14 protein-coding genes and 1 riboswitch are annotated in these 18,561 nt (G+C 58.2%); of the genes, 13 read left to right on the forward strand and 1 reads right to left on the reverse strand.

Going from position 1 to position 18,561, the window contains the following annotated elements; genetic code table 11:
* Positions 1-76 precede the first annotated feature (76 nt).
* The 11 genes from gspE (at position 77) to E2F43_RS03125 (ending at position 14,128) form a co-directional block, all read left to right on the forward strand.
* Positions 77-1,807, forward strand: coding sequence for a type II secretion system ATPase GspE (gene gspE / locus E2F43_RS03075; RefSeq protein ID WP_133209426.1), 1,731 nt, complete (start codon positions 77-79; stop codon positions 1,805-1,807).
* Between the two features lies 1 nt (position 1,808).
* A complete protein-coding gene (locus E2F43_RS03080) occupies positions 1,809-3,029 on the forward strand; it encodes a type II secretion system F family protein (protein ID WP_133209428.1) in 1,221 nt (406 codons plus the stop codon).
* 10 nt (positions 3,030-3,039) lie between these two features.
* Positions 3,040-3,537 (forward strand): GspH/FimT family pseudopilin, encoded by a 498-nt coding sequence (locus tag E2F43_RS03085; protein WP_133209430.1) that lies wholly within the window; start codon positions 3,040-3,042, stop codon positions 3,535-3,537.
* On the forward strand, positions 3,521-3,940 hold the full coding sequence (locus tag E2F43_RS03090) for a PulJ/GspJ family protein (protein WP_133209432.1): 420 nt from the start codon (positions 3,521-3,523) through the stop codon (positions 3,938-3,940). Before E2F43_RS03085 ends, E2F43_RS03090 begins: the two co-directional genes overlap by 17 nt.
* Positions 3,937-4,644, forward strand: coding sequence for a hypothetical protein (locus tag E2F43_RS03095; protein WP_133209434.1), 708 nt, complete (start codon positions 3,937-3,939; stop codon positions 4,642-4,644). Before E2F43_RS03090 ends, E2F43_RS03095 begins: the two co-directional genes overlap by 4 nt.
* A gap of 1 nt (position 4,645) precedes the next feature.
* Positions 4,646-5,590 carry a type II secretion system minor pseudopilin gene (locus tag E2F43_RS03100; RefSeq protein WP_133209436.1) on the forward strand — a complete coding sequence of 315 codons (945 nt, stop codon included), beginning with the start codon at positions 4,646-4,648 and terminating at the stop codon, positions 5,588-5,590.
* Positions 5,591-5,627: 37 nt separating this feature from the next.
* The gene (locus E2F43_RS03105; RefSeq protein ID WP_165954172.1) at positions 5,628-6,701 is read left to right on the forward strand and encodes a PilN domain-containing protein; all 1,074 of its coding nucleotides are present in this window, start codon (positions 5,628-5,630) and stop codon (positions 6,699-6,701) included.
* The gene (gene gspM / locus E2F43_RS03110; protein ID WP_133209440.1) at positions 6,698-7,315 is read left to right on the forward strand and encodes a type II secretion system protein GspM; all 618 of its coding nucleotides are present in this window, start codon (positions 6,698-6,700) and stop codon (positions 7,313-7,315) included. Before E2F43_RS03105 ends, gspM begins: the two co-directional genes overlap by 4 nt.
* Entirely contained in the window at positions 7,299-7,931 is a 633-nt protein-coding gene (locus E2F43_RS03115) for a hypothetical protein (RefSeq protein WP_133209442.1), read from the forward strand. Before gspM ends, E2F43_RS03115 begins: the two co-directional genes overlap by 17 nt.
* Positions 7,932-8,104: 173 nt before the next feature.
* Positions 8,105-10,117 (forward strand): type II secretion system secretin GspD, encoded by a 2,013-nt coding sequence (gene gspD / locus E2F43_RS03120; RefSeq protein WP_165954173.1) that lies wholly within the window; start codon positions 8,105-8,107, stop codon positions 10,115-10,117.
* Positions 10,118-10,795: 678 nt separating this feature from the next.
* Positions 10,796-14,128: a hypothetical protein gene (locus E2F43_RS03125; protein WP_133209446.1), complete on the forward strand. Its 3,333-nt coding sequence runs from the start codon at positions 10,796-10,798 to the stop codon at positions 14,126-14,128.
* An 88-nt stretch (positions 14,129-14,216) separates the two neighbouring features.
* Here E2F43_RS03125 and E2F43_RS03130 read toward each other — a convergent pair whose 3' ends face one another.
* Positions 14,217-15,593 carry a right-handed parallel beta-helix repeat-containing protein gene (locus E2F43_RS03130; RefSeq protein WP_133209448.1) on the reverse strand — a complete coding sequence of 459 codons (1,377 nt, stop codon included), beginning with the start codon at positions 15,591-15,593 and terminating at the stop codon, positions 14,217-14,219.
* Between the two features lie 220 nt (positions 15,594-15,813).
* Positions 15,814-15,898: riboswitch (cyclic di-GMP riboswitch) on the forward strand.
* An 89-nt stretch (positions 15,899-15,987) separates the two neighbouring features.
* Here E2F43_RS03130 and E2F43_RS03135 point away from each other — a divergent pair.
* Positions 15,988-17,841: a S8 family serine peptidase gene (locus tag E2F43_RS03135; protein WP_238946722.1), complete on the forward strand. Its 1,854-nt coding sequence runs from the start codon at positions 15,988-15,990 to the stop codon at positions 17,839-17,841.
* Positions 17,842-18,203: 362 nt separating this feature from the next.
* Entirely contained in the window at positions 18,204-18,488 is a 285-nt protein-coding gene (locus tag E2F43_RS03140) for a hypothetical protein (protein WP_133209450.1), read from the forward strand.
* The last annotated feature ends 73 nt before the right edge of the window (positions 18,489-18,561 follow it).

Raw genomic sequence — 18,561 nt, forward strand, 5'->3', positions numbered from 1 at the left:
GCTGCGGTGCGCCGCTTGACGCTTCTTGTTTATGGTCAATACTTCCCATAGACCAATTGAGCATAAGCAGGCGTTGATGCAATCTGACACGATTAAAGAAGATTCACCCCCGTTCGACGAAGATGCCTTCGAGAAAGCGCTGAAAAAACAGCTTATGGCAGCCAATGCGGTCAAGGAAATGGACTTCGCCCGCGCCCGGCGGGTGCACGCGGAGCAGATCGAGCCCGAATCACTGCCCTCCCTGCTGTGCCGGCTGGGCATGGTGTCGGAGAAGGCCATGGCCGAGGCCCTGGCCGCCACCCTGGACCTGGAGCTGGTCAAGGCCACCGATTTCCCCGAGGACAACGCCGCCGGCGAGGCGATCTCCCCGCGCTTCCTCATCGACCAGGTCATCCTGCCCCTGGAGCGCGACAACGGTAACCTGAAACTGGCGATGGCGGACCCAACCCAGGCCTTTGCGATTCGCGCGGTGGCGATGGCCAGCGGCGCCCGGGTCACGCCCTGCGTGGCAGTGCGCGCAGACCTGCAGCAGGCGCTGCAGCACCTGTACGGGCAGCAGGGTTCAGCGGACGAGGCCACGGGCACCGACCTGGATAACATTTCCGACCAGGATGTGGAAAAGCTGCGGGACCTGGCCAGCGAGGCGCCGGTGATACGGCTGGTGAACCAGATGATCCAGCGCGCCGTGGACTACCGCGCTTCCGACATCCACATCGAGCCCTTCGAAACCCAACTGAAGATTCGCAGCCGGGTGGACGGCGTACTGCGCGACGACTCCTCGCCGGCGCTGAACATGGCACCGGCCATCATCTCCCGGGTAAAGATCATGGCGGGCCTGGACATCGCCGAGCGACGCCTGCCCCAGGACGGGCGCATCAATGTACGCGTACACGGCGACGAACTGGATATTCGCGTTTCCACCATGCCGACCATGTTCGGTGAAAGCGTGGTGATGCGCCTGTTGCACCGCGAGGCGGTGTCCCTGGACTTCGACAGCCTGGGCTTCAGTGAGCACCAGAAGAAACAGATGCAGGATGCCCTGGCCATGCCCCACGGCATGGTGGTGGTCACCGGACCCACCGGCAGCGGCAAGACCACCACCCTGTACACCGCCCTGCACGCCCTCAATACCGAGGAACGCAAGGTGATCACCGTGGAAGACCCGGTGGAGTACAACCTCGAGGGCATCAACCAGACCCAGGTCAATCCCGCCATCGGCCTCACCTTCGCCGGCACCCTGCGCTCCATTGTGCGCCAGGACCCGGACGTGATCATGGTGGGCGAGATGCGCGACCTGGAAACCGCCAAGATCTGCGTGCAATCGGCGCTGACCGGCCACCTGGTGCTCTCCACCCTGCACACCAACGACGCCGCCAGCAGTATTACCCGCCTGCTGGAAATGGGCGTGGAGGACTACCTGCTCAACTCCACGGTGAATATGGCCATGGCCCAGCGCCTGGTGCGCCTGCTGTGCCACGAGTGCCGGCAGGCCTACACGCCCAGTGACGGCCAGATGCGCGAGTTTGAGCTCAATCGCTATGCTCCGCGGGACCTGGTGCAGCTGTACCACCCTAAAGGCTGCGAGTCCTGCTCGGGCACCGGCTACCGCGGCCGAATCGCCATTGTCGAAATGCTGCAGATCAGCGAGACCATTCGTGAGCTGGTGCTGCAGCATGCCGGCGCCGGCAAGATCGAGCGCGCCGCCCGCGACGACGGCATGCTCACCATGTTCGAGGACGGCTGCATGAAAGCCGTACAGGGCCTCACCACCATAGAGGAAGTGGTGCGGGTAACCCAGGAAAACTGACATGGCCGTGTTCAGCTACCAGGCGGTGACGCCCCAGGGAGAGACCCGCTCCGGCACCATTACCGCGAGCTCCGAGCAGGAGGCGGTGGCGCGCATCCAGACCATGGGGCTGATGGTGATGAACGTGGCCAGCGGCCCCGCGGCCGGGGCCGCCAACGAGTCCCGCCTGGGCTTTGCTACCCGCAAATCACTCAAGCATGCCGACATCGTCGACCTTACCCGCCAGCTGGCGGTGCTGATCGGCGCCGGCCTGCCCCTGGACCGCGCCCTGGAGATCATTCACTCCGTATCCCGGCTGCCGCCGCTGGTGGAGCTGGTGACCCGGATTCAGGAAGCGGTGCGCGGCGGCGACGCGCTGTCGAAAGCCCTGGCGGAATTCCCCGAACACTTTTCCGATTTTTACATCAACTTCGTGCGCTCGGCGGAATATTCCGGCGATATGGCAGCCAGCCTGCAGGACCTGTCCGACCACCTGGAGAAAGCCCAGGCGCTGAAAGAGCAACTGAAGTCGGCCCTGGTGTACCCCGTTATCCTGGTGATGGTCACGGCGGCCTCGCTGGCGGTGATCTTCATTTACGTGCTGCCGGAATTTGCGGAAATGTTCGCCGACATGGACGCCGACCTGCCCGCCTCCACCGCCTTCATCCTCGGCACCGCCGAATTTTTCAGCCAGTATGCCTGGCTGTTCTTCGCCCTGCTGATCGCGCTGCTCCTCTATATAAGAAGCAAGAGCCAGGATGAGGCCTGGCGCCTGGGCTGGGACACCCGGGTGCTGTCGCTGCCGCTGGTGGGCGACCTGGTGGCCAAGGTGGAGATGGCCAGACTCAGCCGCAGCCTGGGCACCCTGCTGCGCGGCGGCGTGCCGCTGCTCACCGCCCTGGGTATCGCCCGTGAAAGCCTGCAGAACCGCCTGCTGGCCCAGCGCCTGGCCGAGGCCACCGCCAGCCTGCAGGAGGGCGCCGGCCTGGCCGAGCCGCTGATGGCCACCGGGGTGTTCCCGGAGTTCGCCCTGCAGATGATCCAGGTGGGCGAGGAAACCGGCAAACTGGACCAGATGCTGCTGAAGGTGGCCGACATCTACGACGCCGAGGTGGCCACCGCCACCCAGCGCATGCTGTCGGTGCTGGAACCGGTGATGATCCTGGGCCTCGCCGTGGTGATCGGGGGGATCGTGATTTCGATCCTGAGTGCGATCATGGGCATCAACCAGATGCCGGTTTAGGAACCGGGTAATGGTGTCTCGAAAGCGTGGGCACAGGGCGATGGCCGCCGGCTTCAGTCTCATGGAGCTGCTGGTGGTGATTGCTATTCTGGGGTTGGTGGCGGGAGTGACCGCAGCGCGCCTATCCGACCCCAATCAATCGACCAGCCTGAAAGCGGAAAGCCGCAAGTTGATCACCCACCTGAGAGCCACCCGTTCAAAGGCCCTGGGCGAGAGTCGCATCTATACTGTTGAGTCAGCCGAGGATGGCAGTGGCTATGCGATCAGGCCGGGTGAGGAGGACATAAAACTGCCGCAAGGTATCGAGCTCTCACTACAAGCCGGAGCGGGCAGCGCAAAAACTATAGGCACCCGACCGTCGATTCGATTTTTCCCCGACGGCAGTGCAAGCGGCGGGGTGATCACACTCAGAGGTCTGGCTGGTCAGCGCAAGGTGGCAGTCAACTGGATGACCGGGGAGGTGGCACAGGCTGCAAGTGAGGAGGCCATCAATGCACCGGCATCCTGACAGGGCTAGGGGTTTTACTCTGCTCGAGGTTGTGGTGACACTCGCCGTTCTAAGCATATCCCTCACGGTGCTCTATCAGGTGTTTTCCTCGGTGGCACGGGGTACCCGGCTGTCTGCCGATTATTATCGGGCGCTGCAGATCGCTGAGACGCAGATGGCACTGCTGTCAGCCCGCATCGGTACCCAAGGTGGCAGAAGCGGAACGGTGGACGATCTCTATCACTGGAAAACCAGGGTGCAGCATTACAGGCCACCTGCGGACAGCCCACTCGCCGGTGATCGCCTTGTCAGCGCAGCTGAGCTGGGTCAGCAATCCTATCTCCTGACGGTCACCGTGAGCTGGGGGCAGGCGACCGATCGAGATCTTGAGCTCCAGACCATCCGGTTGGAGGATGAACCGTGATCCGCCGCAATTCCCTCGCGAGTTGTTCCGAAGCCCGCGGTTTTACCCTGGTGGAACTGCAGGTCGCCCTGCTGCTGATGACATTGATCGCCGTGCTCCTTGCGGGTGCGCTGCGGGCGACGGTGAACGCCTGGGACCGATCCACGGAACACCAGGACGTGGCCGAACACAACTTCATGGTGGACCAGTTTTTACGCCGCATTCTTTCGAGCATGCGTTTCACGCACTTCCAATATGTCACCAAAGGGCGCAGAGTCTCCTTCATGGGTACCGGGCAAGCCATATATTTTGTCGCGCCCTATCCTGCGTTCGTAAACGACGGCGGGCTGTATTGGTGGACTCTCAGGAACCGGGTTGGAACGGATTCGGCGCGAGAGGGCCTGGTACTCGAGTATCTGCCGTATGACAGTGATCAGGTCGTTGATTACGATCCGGTTGCCGGCCTCATTATCGAGGACGCCACACCGGAAACCCTGATGGTAGACGAGTCTCTGCGGCTACTCAATGTCGAGTATTATGCCGAGGAGAATGACCAGGATATCGGCGGCTGGCGAAAAGACTGGGAGCCGGGCAACTGGCCTCCGCGGGTGATGCGCTTGCTATTGGCCGAGACCGATTCCCGGGGCGAGGAAATTAACCAGTCCGAACTGGCCGTCAGCCCCCGGTTCTATTTCCAGCAGTTGCGTTTTGAGGGAGTACAGTGACGTGAACAGGGGATCGCCACGTGGCTTCGCCCTCATCTCAGCCCTGTGGCTGCTGGTGCTGATGTCTGTCATTGCCAGCGCCCTGGCATGGTCTAATCGCATGTCAGTGCAGGGTATGGCTGCTCTGGTCGGCGGCGCACAGGCGAGATATCTCGCGGAAGGGGCGGTACAGCTCGTTTTCGCCAACCTGTTGGAAATCAGCCCCACCGACCGGCTACTGGCAGACGGGGAGATACTCAGGCTGGAACTCCCCGGGGGCCAGGTCGTCCTGGAAGTAACTGACGAAAGTGGCAAGGTCGATATCAACCAGTCTGAACAATCGATGCTGGCGCGCTTGTTATACAGCCTCGATGTTGACCCCTCTCTCGCCGACGCCCTCGCAGACGCGATTGTCGATTTCAGGGACCCGGACAGCCTCAGGCACCTGAACGGGGCTGAGGATGACGATTACGCGTCGGCAGGATTGCCCTGGGACGCCAAGGACGCCGATTTCACCGATATCGGAGAGCTCCGCAAGGTGCTCGGGATGGACGAGGTGATCTTCGAGAAGCTGCGCCCCCACGTTACCCTCTATTCGCGCCAGCGCGGTGTGAATCCTGAAGTAGCCGCCCTACCGGTGCTAATGGCGATATCCAACGAGTCCGTTTTCAGCCTGGAGGACTATATCGAGCAGCGACGGCGCAATCATGCCGACGGCCTGCCGCCCCCGGATCCACCCGCCGTCGATCGCCGCTTCCTGACGCGGGCCAGAGGCGTCACCTATAATCTGAAGGCATTAGGACGGACAGCGCGTGGACAGTACGGCGGCCTTACTACCACAATCCGCTTGCGACGTTCCCGCTCCACTGCCCTGATCCAGACACTGGAGTGGTCGCCCTATCTGCACAGAGGTGCCGGACAGGATCCGCTCAAAATGGTGTTTGATACCGGGTATCGCGAGGGCTAGCTGGGGATTTATGGAAATAATCGAGAGACAGCAGGGAATGCAGCAACTGAAAGCGGCATGGCACTGGTGGCTGGCTGAACTGTCAGCGCTTGCGCCTAAACCTTTGATCGATTTTTTCGCCACGGGCACCGCCATTTTGCGAGTACAGGCAGTCTCGGGGGCAAGCCGCTTCGTCCTGCGCACGGGTCAGGATGAACAGACGCTCGGTGAGATCGACCTTCTGCAGGCATCACCAGATGAACTGCAGGCCTTCGCCCGCCAATTGGGAGAGCACCTGACCCTCAGGCCACAAGTGCAGCTGGCGCCCCCGGCTGAAGCCTTCCTGGAACGGGAGGCCTATCTGCCATTGACGGTCGAGGCCAATCTGCCGACGGTGTTGCGTTTTGAAATTGACCGGCTGATGCCCTTCGGCAAGGGTGACGCGCTATTCGGCTACCGGGTTCTACAGCGCCATCCCGAAGAGGAGAAACTGGCAGTCGAGCTGTATGTCATCTCCCGCCAGCAACTGGCGCCCTATCTGGATCGCTTGTCGGCACTGGGCCTGGCACCGGAAGCCGTGCTTCCCCCCTCGGCGACCGGAACTCGCGACGATGCGACCCTTAACCTGCTGCCCGAAGCGCAGAGGGCTCCGGCGGAGCCTTACTGGAACCGGGAGGTCTGGCGGGCGTTTCTATTGGCAATGGTGCTCGCCGTCGCGACGCTGGCATTGCCGGCCTGGTATTACGAGCGCAGTATCGGCAGCATACAACCGGAAATCGAGCAAAAGCGGGCCGATGCCGACCGTGTGGCAGAGAAGCGTGGCCTGGTTCTGAGCCAACTGCTGGCCCGCCAGGCTATCGCCGCCCGCAAGAACGAAGCCCCCGGCAAACTGGAGCTTCTGTTGGCGCTTACCCGGGTTCTTCCAGACAATACCTGGGTCTCCCGCCTGCATATGGAACGTAAGAAATTGGTGCTGAGCGGCGAGTCCGACAAGGCTTCGGACCTGATCGGCTTGCTGGAACAGTCGGACTACTTTCGGGATGTGCAGTTCAGGTCGCCTATTACCTCCAACCCCAGGACTGGCAGTGAAAGATACGAGATAGAGGTGGACCTGGCGGAGATGGCACCGTGAGTGCACTGTCCCCCGGCATGAGCCGACTCACGGCAGTGGGGCTGCTGCTCCTGTTGCTGCTCTTCCTGGTGCTCTACCTGTTGGTACCGCTGTGGCGGTACTATGCCGAGAGTTCAAAGGAACTGTCGATTAAGCGGCACCAACTAGCGCAGTATGAGTACCTGCTGGGCAATGAGGAAAGGATCGACGAGGAACTCGCCCGCATAGACGGCACCGAAACCGGCGATCTGTTCCTCCCCGGGAGCAAGGCGTCGATCGCATCGGCCAACCTGCGGGAAGTTGTCGCCGACGCAGTGCGCGAGAGCGGTGGCGAGTTGATCAGCAGCCGGGAGTATGAGGCCGAAGCGATCGATTCCACCACGGCCATCGGCCTGCAACTGCAGGTACGCGGCGAGGTGGGCAACCTGGTGCAGCTACTGCACCGGATCGAGTCGGCGCGGCCAGTGATCTTTGTCGATGAACTGGACCTGAGCAGTTCCAGCAGCCGCTCCATTTCCTCGCAGGAGTTGCGTCGCGCCCAAACGCGCGGAAACCCTCCCAGCCTGGAATTTCGCATGAATATCGTCGGTTACCTCGCCGGGGCAGAGGAGGTGCAAAGTGGAAGCGCGGAATAATCCGTGGTTGAAGTTGTTCCGCTGGCTGATCGTGGTACTGGTGGCGATCCTGCTGTTGGAAGTGGCGCTGTTACTTTGGAGCGCCCTGGGCGATGTGGACTCAGGAGACGCGCGCGGCGATTCGCTATCGCAGAATGTGCTGGAGATCGACGCCCTGCCGCCGCTCGACCAGTTTCTCGAAGCGGTTGAGCGCAACCTTTTCAGTTGGAAGCGCAGGCCGGACGAAGCGAGTGGGCAGGAAATGGGTGTCCTCAGTGGCGGCCAACTGGCGGAAAAGTGGGCACTGACGGGCCTTGTTAAGGCGGGAGAATCAACTTACGCTATTTTTAGTGAAGTCGAGGGAACTCGGCAGGTGCGCCTTGAAGAGGGTATGGAGCTTGAAAACTGGACGGTGGAGGCGGTCGATACCGAGCAGATCAGCCTGGTCAGCGACGAGAAGCGCGAGGTCTACCGATTGAAGGTGACCGACAACCCGACTCCCGCGCCCAATACAGATACAGGTACAGACACAGACACAGACACAGACACAGATACAGATACAGACACAGATCAGAGCGAACCTGCCAGCGAACAAAGCGACGAAGCCGCGGCAACGTCGGAGGAGTCAAAGGAATGAAAAAGACAAGCATGCGCCGGCGATTCCCCTGGAGCGGTAAGCCCGTTGCGGTTCCCGGGCAGTGGGGGCGCAGTGGGAGACGTTTCGACCTACTACTTGGCTGTCTTCTCCTGGGCCCCCTGCTGCTCTCCTGTGCCAACACGGAATCCATGAAACAGGCCCCGGAGACTACGATGGCGCAACCCGAAGACGCTGCGCCCACCGGGGAAATTGCTGAATCCTTCAAGGTCAACCCGGTGGTCAGCACCGCCAACGCCGATGTACCCCTGAAGGAAATTCATCGGGGCACGGGGAGTGTTATCAACCCTTCCGACGGCGCCCGGGTGCGTGTGTCGGAGGAGACCGGGGACGTGACCCTGAATTTTCAGAATGCACCCATCACCGAGGTCGTACATTCCATTCTCGGCGATATCCTCGACGTCAACTACACCATCGAGGGGGGCGTGGAGGGCGCTGTTTCCATGCGCACCACACGGCCAGTGCACAGAGACGCCCTGATTTCCATTCTGGATAACCTGTTGCGGATGAACGACGCGGCGATTCTGAAATCGCATGACATATACGAAATCGTCCCGATGGGGGACGGCATTCCCGCTGCGCTGAGCCCGACGACACGTTTGAGCGCAAACAGGGGTTATCAGGTACTGATTGTCCCCCTGCGCTACATCGGCGCGAAGGAGATGGCAAAAATCCTCGAGCCGGTAAAGTCTTCCAAGTCGGTCGTGCAGGTCGATGAGTACCGCAATTTGCTTACTATGGCGGGCACCCACTCGGATCTGTTCAACCTGCGAGACACTATTTCTATCTTCGACGTCGATCAACTGGCGGGAATGTCGGTGGGCATATTTCGAATGCAGAACGTGGAAGCCGCAACCGTGTTGGAGGAGTTGGAAACCATCTTCGGAGATACCGGTGAAGGGCCTCTCGCTGGCCTGGTGCGCTTTACGGTGATGGAGAGGCTCAACGCACTGATGGTGATCTCGCCGCAGGAAAAGTACCTGGCCGACGTCGAAACATGGATTACCCGGCTTGACCAGGCCGAGAATCTGCAGGGCGTTAACATGTACGTCTACTACATCCAGAACGGCAAAGCAGAGAATATCGCCGACCTGTTGAACCAATTGTTCGAGGAGAAACGGCGCACTGCGTCGGTGACGAATGAAACCAGCGCACCGGCTGCCGCCGAGGAAGCGAGCGACGATGGCGGGCTGCGGGAAAATGTCAAAGTTTCCAAGGTGGCGACGGGAGAAATATCCATCCTGGCCTATGCCGAAACCAACGCGCTGCTTATTTCCGCCACGCCCACTGATTATCTGGAAGTGGAAAAAGCAATCGAGAAACTCGATGTGCTTCCCATGCAGGTGTTGATAGAAGCGTCTATCGTGGAGGTCACCCTCGGGGATAACCTGGAGTACGGATTGCAGTGGTTCTTCACCGGCTCCGTAGGTGATTACAGTGAAATCGGTGGTCTGAACATACCCGCCAGCGGCGACGTTTCGGACGGCCTCGAAGGCGTTCTGGACGATCCCGTAAATTTCACCTACGCCTTGTTTGACGCTGCTGGTACTCGCGCTCTACTTAACGCCGTCGCTGGCGATTCACGCCTGGATGTGCTTTCAGCGCCCTCTCTTATGGTGCTGGACAACCACACCGCCGTCATCCGGGTGGGTGACCAGGTCCCGATCCGCACCACCGAGACCACGAATACCAGTAGCGCGTTCGTCGACCCGGATGGCAGGATTGGTAGTAATATTACCAGCCAGATTCAGTACCGGGATACCGGTGTTACCCTTGAGGTGACCCCACGGGTCAACGCGGGTGGCATGGTGATGCTGGATATCACCCAGCGCGTGGATGATGTCGACGAAACACAGACTTCGAACATCGACTCTCCCACCATTCTGCAACGTGAAATTACTACCAGTGTCGCGGTACAGAGCCGCGAGACCATCGTCCTCGGCGGCCTTATTCGCGAGGGTAAGGAGGAGGAAGAAAGCGGCATCCCGCTGCTGAAGGATATTCCTGGACTCGGCGCCCTGTTTCGAACCACCCGGATTTCCGAGGCCAAAACCGAATTGGTGGTGATGATTACCCCGAGTGCGGTCGCCAACCAGTCCGACGCCCGCCGAGTGACAGACGAATACAAGGCCAAGTTGAAAGGGGTCGATCTCTCGGGCCTCAAATAACAGTAATAAACTTAACCATAATCACTCTACCCGCCGATTCGGCCCGGCGGTGTGTCTGCACGAGAATAACCGTGCAAAAAACAATAGATTAATTGTCTATATGAATAGCACCCTATGAATCAAAAAGTTATCAAAACGCATTAACTGTACAAAATCTGAACCCGCTACAGTGGATTGTTCGCACTTATAAAAAGCAGATTAACCGTTCACTTTCCAATAGATAGCTTGGGTTTCTAACAAGCAGCTTTAATCCAATGGCTGAGTTCCGGTGGTCGATGCCACCCTGCTGCTACAAGTGAAAATGCTTTCTTGCCCCTCGCAATATATGAGCTATACCTAAGAAGCTTGCTTCGAAAGGGCACGTTTTGATTACTTCGGATGATACTAGCCGAATGTATGAATAAACACGCAAAGCCTCGGAACTTAGATACCCCAGTCAGCCAGGCTACCGAAAAGCGAGATACAGGTCCTCTGTATCGGACGCGGTAGCTACGCCATCCAGATCCGCCCGTTTCCAGAGAGACAAACAACAAGTTCCGTTGAGAGTTTGTTAATGGATAGATCAGGCGGGTACGCGCCTTTCAGTAAACGATGTGGTGAAAAATCCGGCCTTTCGCGGGCTGGGTTGTTTCGTTACGTCTTAGCCAAGGGAAAAGTGGATTTTCTCGGGGAGTGGTCATGAAAAGTGTTAAGGGATTCATTAGAAAGCATGTTCTGCTGTCGCTGACGGCGTTTGGGCTGGTGCTGTCAGGCGCCCTGGTTTGGGCGCTGCACCCGGATGAGGTCGAGCTGTTCGAGTTGTCCGAGCAATGGGCAACCGAGAACACCCTGAATGGGCCATGTGAAGATAAAACCGACCAACAGGGTCAGGACTATTTCTTTACTCAGCAGGAGGCACCTTGCGACTCGACCAATGCCGTCATCAATGACTCCGGCGCTCCTGGTGACCCACTTGACCCAGACAATGATGATTGGGAAACGATCTACGCAGACCTTGGGCTCAACACTCCCGCCGGGATCGTCATACCGGGTGCCCCGGTACCTCCAGCAACGCCAGGCGATTATCTGGTGGCGACCGGCATCATCGTGGACCATATCAACCCCGATGGCACTGACGATTCCATGTTCACCACCGGGGGTTCCAAGGACGTGAACGACATCTCCCAGTGGATGCACACGATCACCAAGCCGACCCCCGACAAGGACAACATCCTGCATGCCTTTGCCGCTTTGTATCGTCAGGATGATAATTCAATAACTCCAGAATTGCCGCCGGCTTGTGACGACCCTGAGGCAGACACAACTGGTATCGACTGCATAAACCCAAAAAACAACTTTGAGGATATTTATATCTATTTCGGTATGGACCGTCTGGCCAATAACGGCGCGGCCGACCTGGGCTTCTGGCTCTTCAAGGCACCCATCAACCAGGCCAGTGACGGCACCTTTGTCGATGACCTCGGCAATCCCGCGACCCAAACCATCGGGAATATCCTGATCCTGTCCGAGTTCAACCAGGGCGGCGCCATCGCCGACCTGAAAGTGTACGAATGGGTTGGCGCCGGCGGCTCAGACGGCCCGCTGAATCTCCTTGAGGAGGGGGCGGACTGCGACTTCGTGGACTTCGCAATCCCGGGCACGTCTCCGACGCGAGACGGGGTAGCCGGTCCGCCTATTTATCCCGGCCAGGATGTGTGCGGCAACGTTAACACGGTGGCGGAAGTCGCGCCCTGGAAATTCCATCCCAAGTTCGACGACACGTGCAACGATAATCCGGCTGAGGAGTACGATGCCACCGATTGTACCTTCCCGCCCAGCAGCTTCTACGAGGGCGGTGCCAACCTGACTGCGCTGGGGCTGACCGGGTGTTTCTCCAACTTCCTCGCGGAAACCCGCTCCTCCCCGTCCCTGGATGCACAATTGAAGGATTTCGTGCTGGGTGAGTTTGATACTTGTTCAATAATGGCCAGCAAGTCGGTCGATTCCGAACTGTCGAAAATTGGTGACGCTGTGACCTACACGGTCAGCGTCGAGAATACCGGCATTTCGCCGCTGTATCTCGAGAGCATTGATGACAGCATCGCAGGCGACCTGCTGAGTGGCGGCACGCCGAATACCGGCGTATCGAATGTGGTAGCCAATCCCGTGGGATGCAATGCCCTCGCCGCCCAACTCGACCCGATGGATACCTGCGAGGTTACTTACGACTACACGGTGCAAGCGGGCGATCCCGATCCCGTCGATAATACCGTGACCTTCACCTACCGCGAAGGGAACGACGGTGGCACTTTGGAAGGACAGGCTTTCTCTTCCACCAGCAATGAAACGCTGAACCTGTTCGCTCCGGACATCAGTGCCACCAAGGTGGCTGATACCGAAATCTCCAAGGTCGGTGACACCATCGGCTATACCATTACCATCACCAACGACAGCTCCAGCGATACGCCGGACCTGGTCTTCGATACGATCAGTGACAGCATCGCCGGTAACCTGTTGACCGGGTCCACCAATACGGGCGTAAGCAACCTGGTGGACAACTGTGGCGCCTCACTGAGCAGTGCGACCGGCAGCTGTACGATCACCTACGACTACACGGTGCAACCGGGTGACGCTGACCCGCTGGTCAATACGGTGGATATCGATACCCACCCGACCGGCTTCAGCAACGACGTGGACACCAGCGCCAACGAGTCGGTCAATCTGTTCGATCCGGACATCAGTGCCACCAAGGTGGCGGATGCCGAGATCTCCAAGGTTGGCGACACCATTGGCTACACCATTACCATCACCAACGACAGCTCCAGCGATACGCCGGACCTGGTCTTCGACCAGATCAGCGACAGCATCGCCGGTAACCTGTTGACCGGGTCCACCAATACGGGCGTAAGCAACCTGGTGGACAACTGTGGCTCCTCACTGAGCAATGCGACGGGCAGCTGCACCATTACCTACGACTACACTGTGCAGGTGGGTGATGCCGAGCCGCTGGATAACCTGGTCAGCATCGAGTCCTATCCGACCGGCTTCAGCAATGACGTCGATACCAGCGCGAGCGATTCTGCAACCGTTCTGCATCCTGACTATACGCTCGATAAGAGCTGCCAGTCAGAGCCTGCGGACCTGGGCACCAGCATCAGCTTCTACGTGACCCTGGAGAACCATGGTGATGTTGCGCTCGATATCGAGCTGACTGATCCGGACCTGGTCGGCAGCCCGCTGAGCTTCAGCCTTGGCGTCGCCACCGGAGCGGATGATCCTGTCTGTACAGAAGTTTCACTGGATAATGGCGACCCCTCTGACGGTTGTCACAGGATCGAGGGTTCAATCCTCGCAGACACCGTCGGGACACAGTTCCTCAGCACGGCTACCGGTCTCGGCACCATCAGTGCTGTAGAGGGCCTGCCAAACGAACTGGAGCGTACCGATGACGCCACCTGCGATGTCACCGATATCGGCGCCACCCGCACCCTGGGCTTCTGGAAGTCCCATATCAGCGATGGCGAGCTCTTCGTCGAGCCTGACTGGGTAGAAAGTGTTCAGTACGGTTACACCTGCCACGTCCTTGAGGACCATATCCTGGGTGACTTGACCTTTGAGTGGACCGAGAACGATGGCTCGCCCTATCTGGATCTGGGCTGGAAACAGGTTCGCAGCTGTGAGGATCTGTTCAGCATCTTCTGGGCGCATCCCAGCAGGGAGTCGGATGGCGGCAAGCGGAACAAGTCCTGCTCCGCGCAAATCGGCTCCTCCGATATCCTGGCAGCCGCGCTACTCAATGTGGCGCTGGACAACGGCGCGTCTATCGACTCGCAGCTGATCCAGGACCTGATCGATGCGCTGGAGTCGGGTAATTTCCGCGACATCAAGGATGCGGCGGGTCCGGTCAATAATTACAACGAGTCAGGAGACTCCCAGGCCATCATTGACCTCGATGGAACGATGATTCCCCACGCCGATCCCAACGGCGGTAAGGAGTTCGCTTCACCCTTCGAGTTCGGTGACTGCGACTGAGGTAACAGCAACGACTCAAGGCCGGTCCATGACCGGCCTTTTTTTTTTGCCGTTGTGGCTCAAGCGCTATAGTTAACTCTGGAACAAATTAACGACAGATCAGCGTGACATTGCGGAGATCGAGCATCTCGCTGTCAACACAGAGCGATGTATTATTGAGTGCCTTCAGGGAAATTCCCGCGGTCCCTGACGCGTCCAGCACCACCTTGTGCTCCAGGCGCGGGATGTCTGCCACCAGATCCAGTTCACGAGGGACATCAAATAGTGACGTGGAAAAAGTCACCCTCGAAAATCGCTTCGAGCGTGAAGCGATAGCCAGGGCGCCACTAAGGGTGCAGTCGCTCTCATACTTTGTGCACCATCGCTTATCCGACGGGTCCAGCGAATCAATTTCCATCCGCATCACTGGCTGGGATTCAAAGGCGCCGATATCAGTGAGCCCCGCCGCAAACCGGGGGTCGCCCTCTCCACGTTGGTCCCATCTCAAGAGGCTGCCATACTGATCTATTGCCAGGGAATTGTCCCCCCAGTTTATCGCGGGATGTAAGCCAGTAATCGGCACCGTCTTCGTTGGGCCATTGTAGTAGCTAAGGTCCCCCAGAGCGGGAGTGTCCTGGATATATGGAATGCCACAACCAAAGTTAGAGCCAATGATGTTTTTATTTCGTGGATTATTTACTTCCGATGAAGAATAACAATCTTGCTCAGCGATATTATCTACCAACAGGCTGTTGCTGATGGCTGCGCTGGCCCGATTGTATACAGCGCCTCCATGCCTGGAGGTATTTAATGTCAACGTGGAATTGGTTACCACAGCATGTCCACTGGCATTATATAGCCCGCCACCTTTGCCGTTCGCCGCGTTATCAATAAGGGTGCTGTTAATAATGTAAAGCAGAGCACCGTTGTAAACTGCCCCGCCGTTGCGTAAGGCCGTATTGTTAATCAGTGTTGAGCCCGTTATCGCAAGCCTGCCCTGATTTTTTATTCCTCCACCGGAGGTCGCTTTTCCCGCCTCAATCGTCAAACTGTCTATTTCTACAGTCACGCCCCGCTTTATGTGCAAGACGCGAAATTGATTCTGGCCATGCAGGGTTACACCACTCGCCTTCCACAACATACCCTCTATGTAACCGCTGATACGCAGGTTATCGGTAACTGTCGGCAGTGAACTTTCCAGATATATTGTTTGCGGTTCCTCGTATAAACCATCATCGCTATCGAACACGATCTCGTCGGCTCCGGGTGATGCATTGGCGCTTGCAATGGCTTCGCGCAGGGAACCCGGCCCCGAGTCTGCCAGTGATGTGATCTTGTAAGTATTCTGAATCTCGCCCAATTTCCAGTCGGGCAGAGACTGTGGATCAATCCCCCCTGTAAAAAGGCCTCCCATGCCCTGGCAGCCGGACAACAGTGTAGCGATTGATAGGGCTAGCGCAGTTGTGGGTATTGGACGGGATGTCATTTGGAAAACTCCTTCAAGGACGAGATCTCGATAGCGATAGCTAACAACCTCAATTCAGAAAGTTTGGTGCCAATGCCCCGAGCAAACCGCCGTTTGGCCTCGGGCTCCATATGACAAATTTACAATCGCTGCGCACAAAAAATGATCAGAAAAGTCCAGAAATAGGTTTACCAGACATTTCAGAATAAGTTAAAAGAAACCTGAAAGACTGCAAGGGTAATTTTGAAAAAGGCAAACCTTTCGAAAGAAAGGGACGCAAAGTCACCGGCCTAAGGGATCTGACCTAGGGTAGCGGGACCGCCGGAAGCGATCATAACCCCTGCTGCGTGCTTCCTTTGGTCTCGCTATTCCGATGTTCCTGCCGGACATAACGAGAATAGTAGGAGTGGAAGTCATGACAGCAGAAAAGAAACTCAGGCGCATTTTGCTGAGTTGGCTCGGCAGTACTTTGCCCGCCGCGCTCGCCCTGATGATATTCACCGCAACCTTGGTCTCTATTGCCCAGGCCAGACCGCAGGATATCGTTTCCTGGAAGGAAGGGCAGATTCTCGTCAAGCCCCGCGCCAATGTATCGCAAAAAAAATTCAAGCAAATCCTCAAGCGCAAAGGCGGTAAGTCCCTGGGGAAGCTACGCAAGCTCAATATCCACGTGGTGGAAGTACCCGTTAACGCAGAGAGCGCGGTCGCCAGGGCCCTGTCGAAAAACCGCAACATCGCCTTCGCAGAAAAAGACCGTCTTGTGCAGATGGCCGAGGTCATTCCAGACGATCCCCGCTTTGCCGACGCCTGGCACCTGTCCACGGTGCAGGCGCCCGCCGCCTGGGATGTCGCCAAAGCAAACGGTGTCACCATAGCCGTGCTCGACAGCGGCGTCGACAGTTTACACCCGGACCTGGGCATAAAACTCCTGCCAGGCTGGAATTCAGTCAGCGGTAATACCAATACAGAGGACATCGCGGGGCACGGGACCATGGTGGCGGGTACCGCCGCCGCCGCAACCAATAACGGACGCGGAGTGGCAGGCATTGCCTGGCACGCCAGCATTTTGCCGGTACGCGTCTCCAATTCAGGTACCGGCGCCGCCTATACCAGCGACATCGCCAATGGCCTCACCTGGGCCGCGGACAACGGCGCCGATGTCGCCAACATCAGCTACCAGGTCTCGACCAGTTCAACGGTCATCAGCGCGGCAAAATATATGCGCGGCAAGGGTGGCCTGGTCGTGGTAGCGGGGGGCAATAATGGCCGGGACACGGGATTGAATGACAACCCGGCGCTGATCGTGGCGTCGGCGACAAGCCCGGAGGATGTGCTGGCCGATTTTTCCAACTATGGCGACAATATCGACGTGGCTGCCCCCGGGGTGGATATCCTGACAACAACCCTTGGCGGCGGCTACGACTTCGTTGCCGGTACATCTTTTGCCAGCCCCGCCACCGCCGGGGTGGTGGCGCTCATCATGGGGATCAACCCCTCCCTGAGTCCCGACGAGGTGGAATCGATCCTGGAACAGTCCGCCGATGACCTGGTCGCCGGTGTCGACTGGCACCCCTACTACGGTCACGGTCGCATCAATGCGGCCGCTGCAGTGCAGATGACGCTGGATATCGGTGGTGTTCCGGCTGACTACGAAGCGCCATCTCTCAGCATTCACTCTCCTTTCAATAACAACACCGTCAGCAGGGTGGTCCCGGTGGATATCACCGCTCAGGACAACGTGGGCGTCACTGAAGTGGCACTGTATGCCAATGGCCAACTTATCGGTGTTGACTATTCCGCGCCCTACCAGGTCGACTGGGATACCACCCATGTATCCGACGGCCCTGCTATCCTCACGGCTCGCGCCTATGACGCGGCCGGAAACGAAGGATATTCGAATGAAGTCACCGTGCTGGTTGAGAATGCCCCGGTTGATAGTTTAGATTCCGTGCCACCGACGGTGAACATCATCAACCCGAAAAATGGCGATACCGTCAGCCGTACAGTGACGATCGACGTCAAGGCCTACGACGACGTCGAACTCAGCCGTGTCGAGTTGTATATCGACGGGCAGCTTATGGCGTCAAGTGTAAATGGTGCACTGACTTATGATTGGAATACCCGCAAATTAGGAAACGGAATCCATGTCATTGAGGCCGTCGCTTCAGACGCAGCAGGCAACATCGCCAAATTGCCGGTAGAGTTAACGGTTGGAAAGAATGCGACCAATGATTCCGGTTCAAAAGGTAACGGAAAGGGCAAGAAGTGATTGTGGCGAGTTCCGAACACTGCGGGTCTGTGAACGCTCAGGGCTCACCAGCACTCGGCCTCCGGTCGCCTTGCCACCTCAACCACTATGCGGGGGGGAGAGTTGCAGTTTGCCAAACCCGGCGACCGCGTGCAACTGACTGAAAACAAAGACATATTTCTCTGGCTGGAAATGTGGTCGCACACCACATTCGACTCCGCTATCCAGCACGCAATTACCAACCTCTTTCTTGAAATAACTATAGGGAATGTATTTTTATAAAGAATTATTCTATTCGAATAACTTGATTAAAGAATGATCAAGTCTAAACTTCATAACCAGAAGTTATTGCCTCACTTGGCGCGGTAATTTCAAGGGCACACATGCCGGGACCAGACGTGCGGGGCACACGCGGCATCGGGGTAACCAGCTGCGCGGAAGAACTGGACGAGGGTGATTTCGACGGTGACGGCGTGCTGGAGGAAATCCTCTGCTCCTCCGAGAACGTGATCAAGGTGCGCGAGGGCCGCAAGGCGCCCAAGTACAGCGACTACACGGCAGAGCTGCTCACCATCTGCCTCGACACCTACGACGACCTCAACTTCGACGGCAGCTGCGACGTCCGCGTACCGCTGTTCGACTCGTCTCTGGAAGACTACTTCTGGTAATGGAACACCCAGGGCCGGGCACACGCCCAGCTGGTGTTCGTACCCATCCCCTGAAAGCGGGGTTACGCCTTCG

Source organism: Seongchinamella unica (genome assembly GCF_004354085.1).
Taxonomy (GTDB): Bacteria; Pseudomonadota; Gammaproteobacteria; order Pseudomonadales; family Halieaceae; genus Halioglobus; species Halioglobus unicus.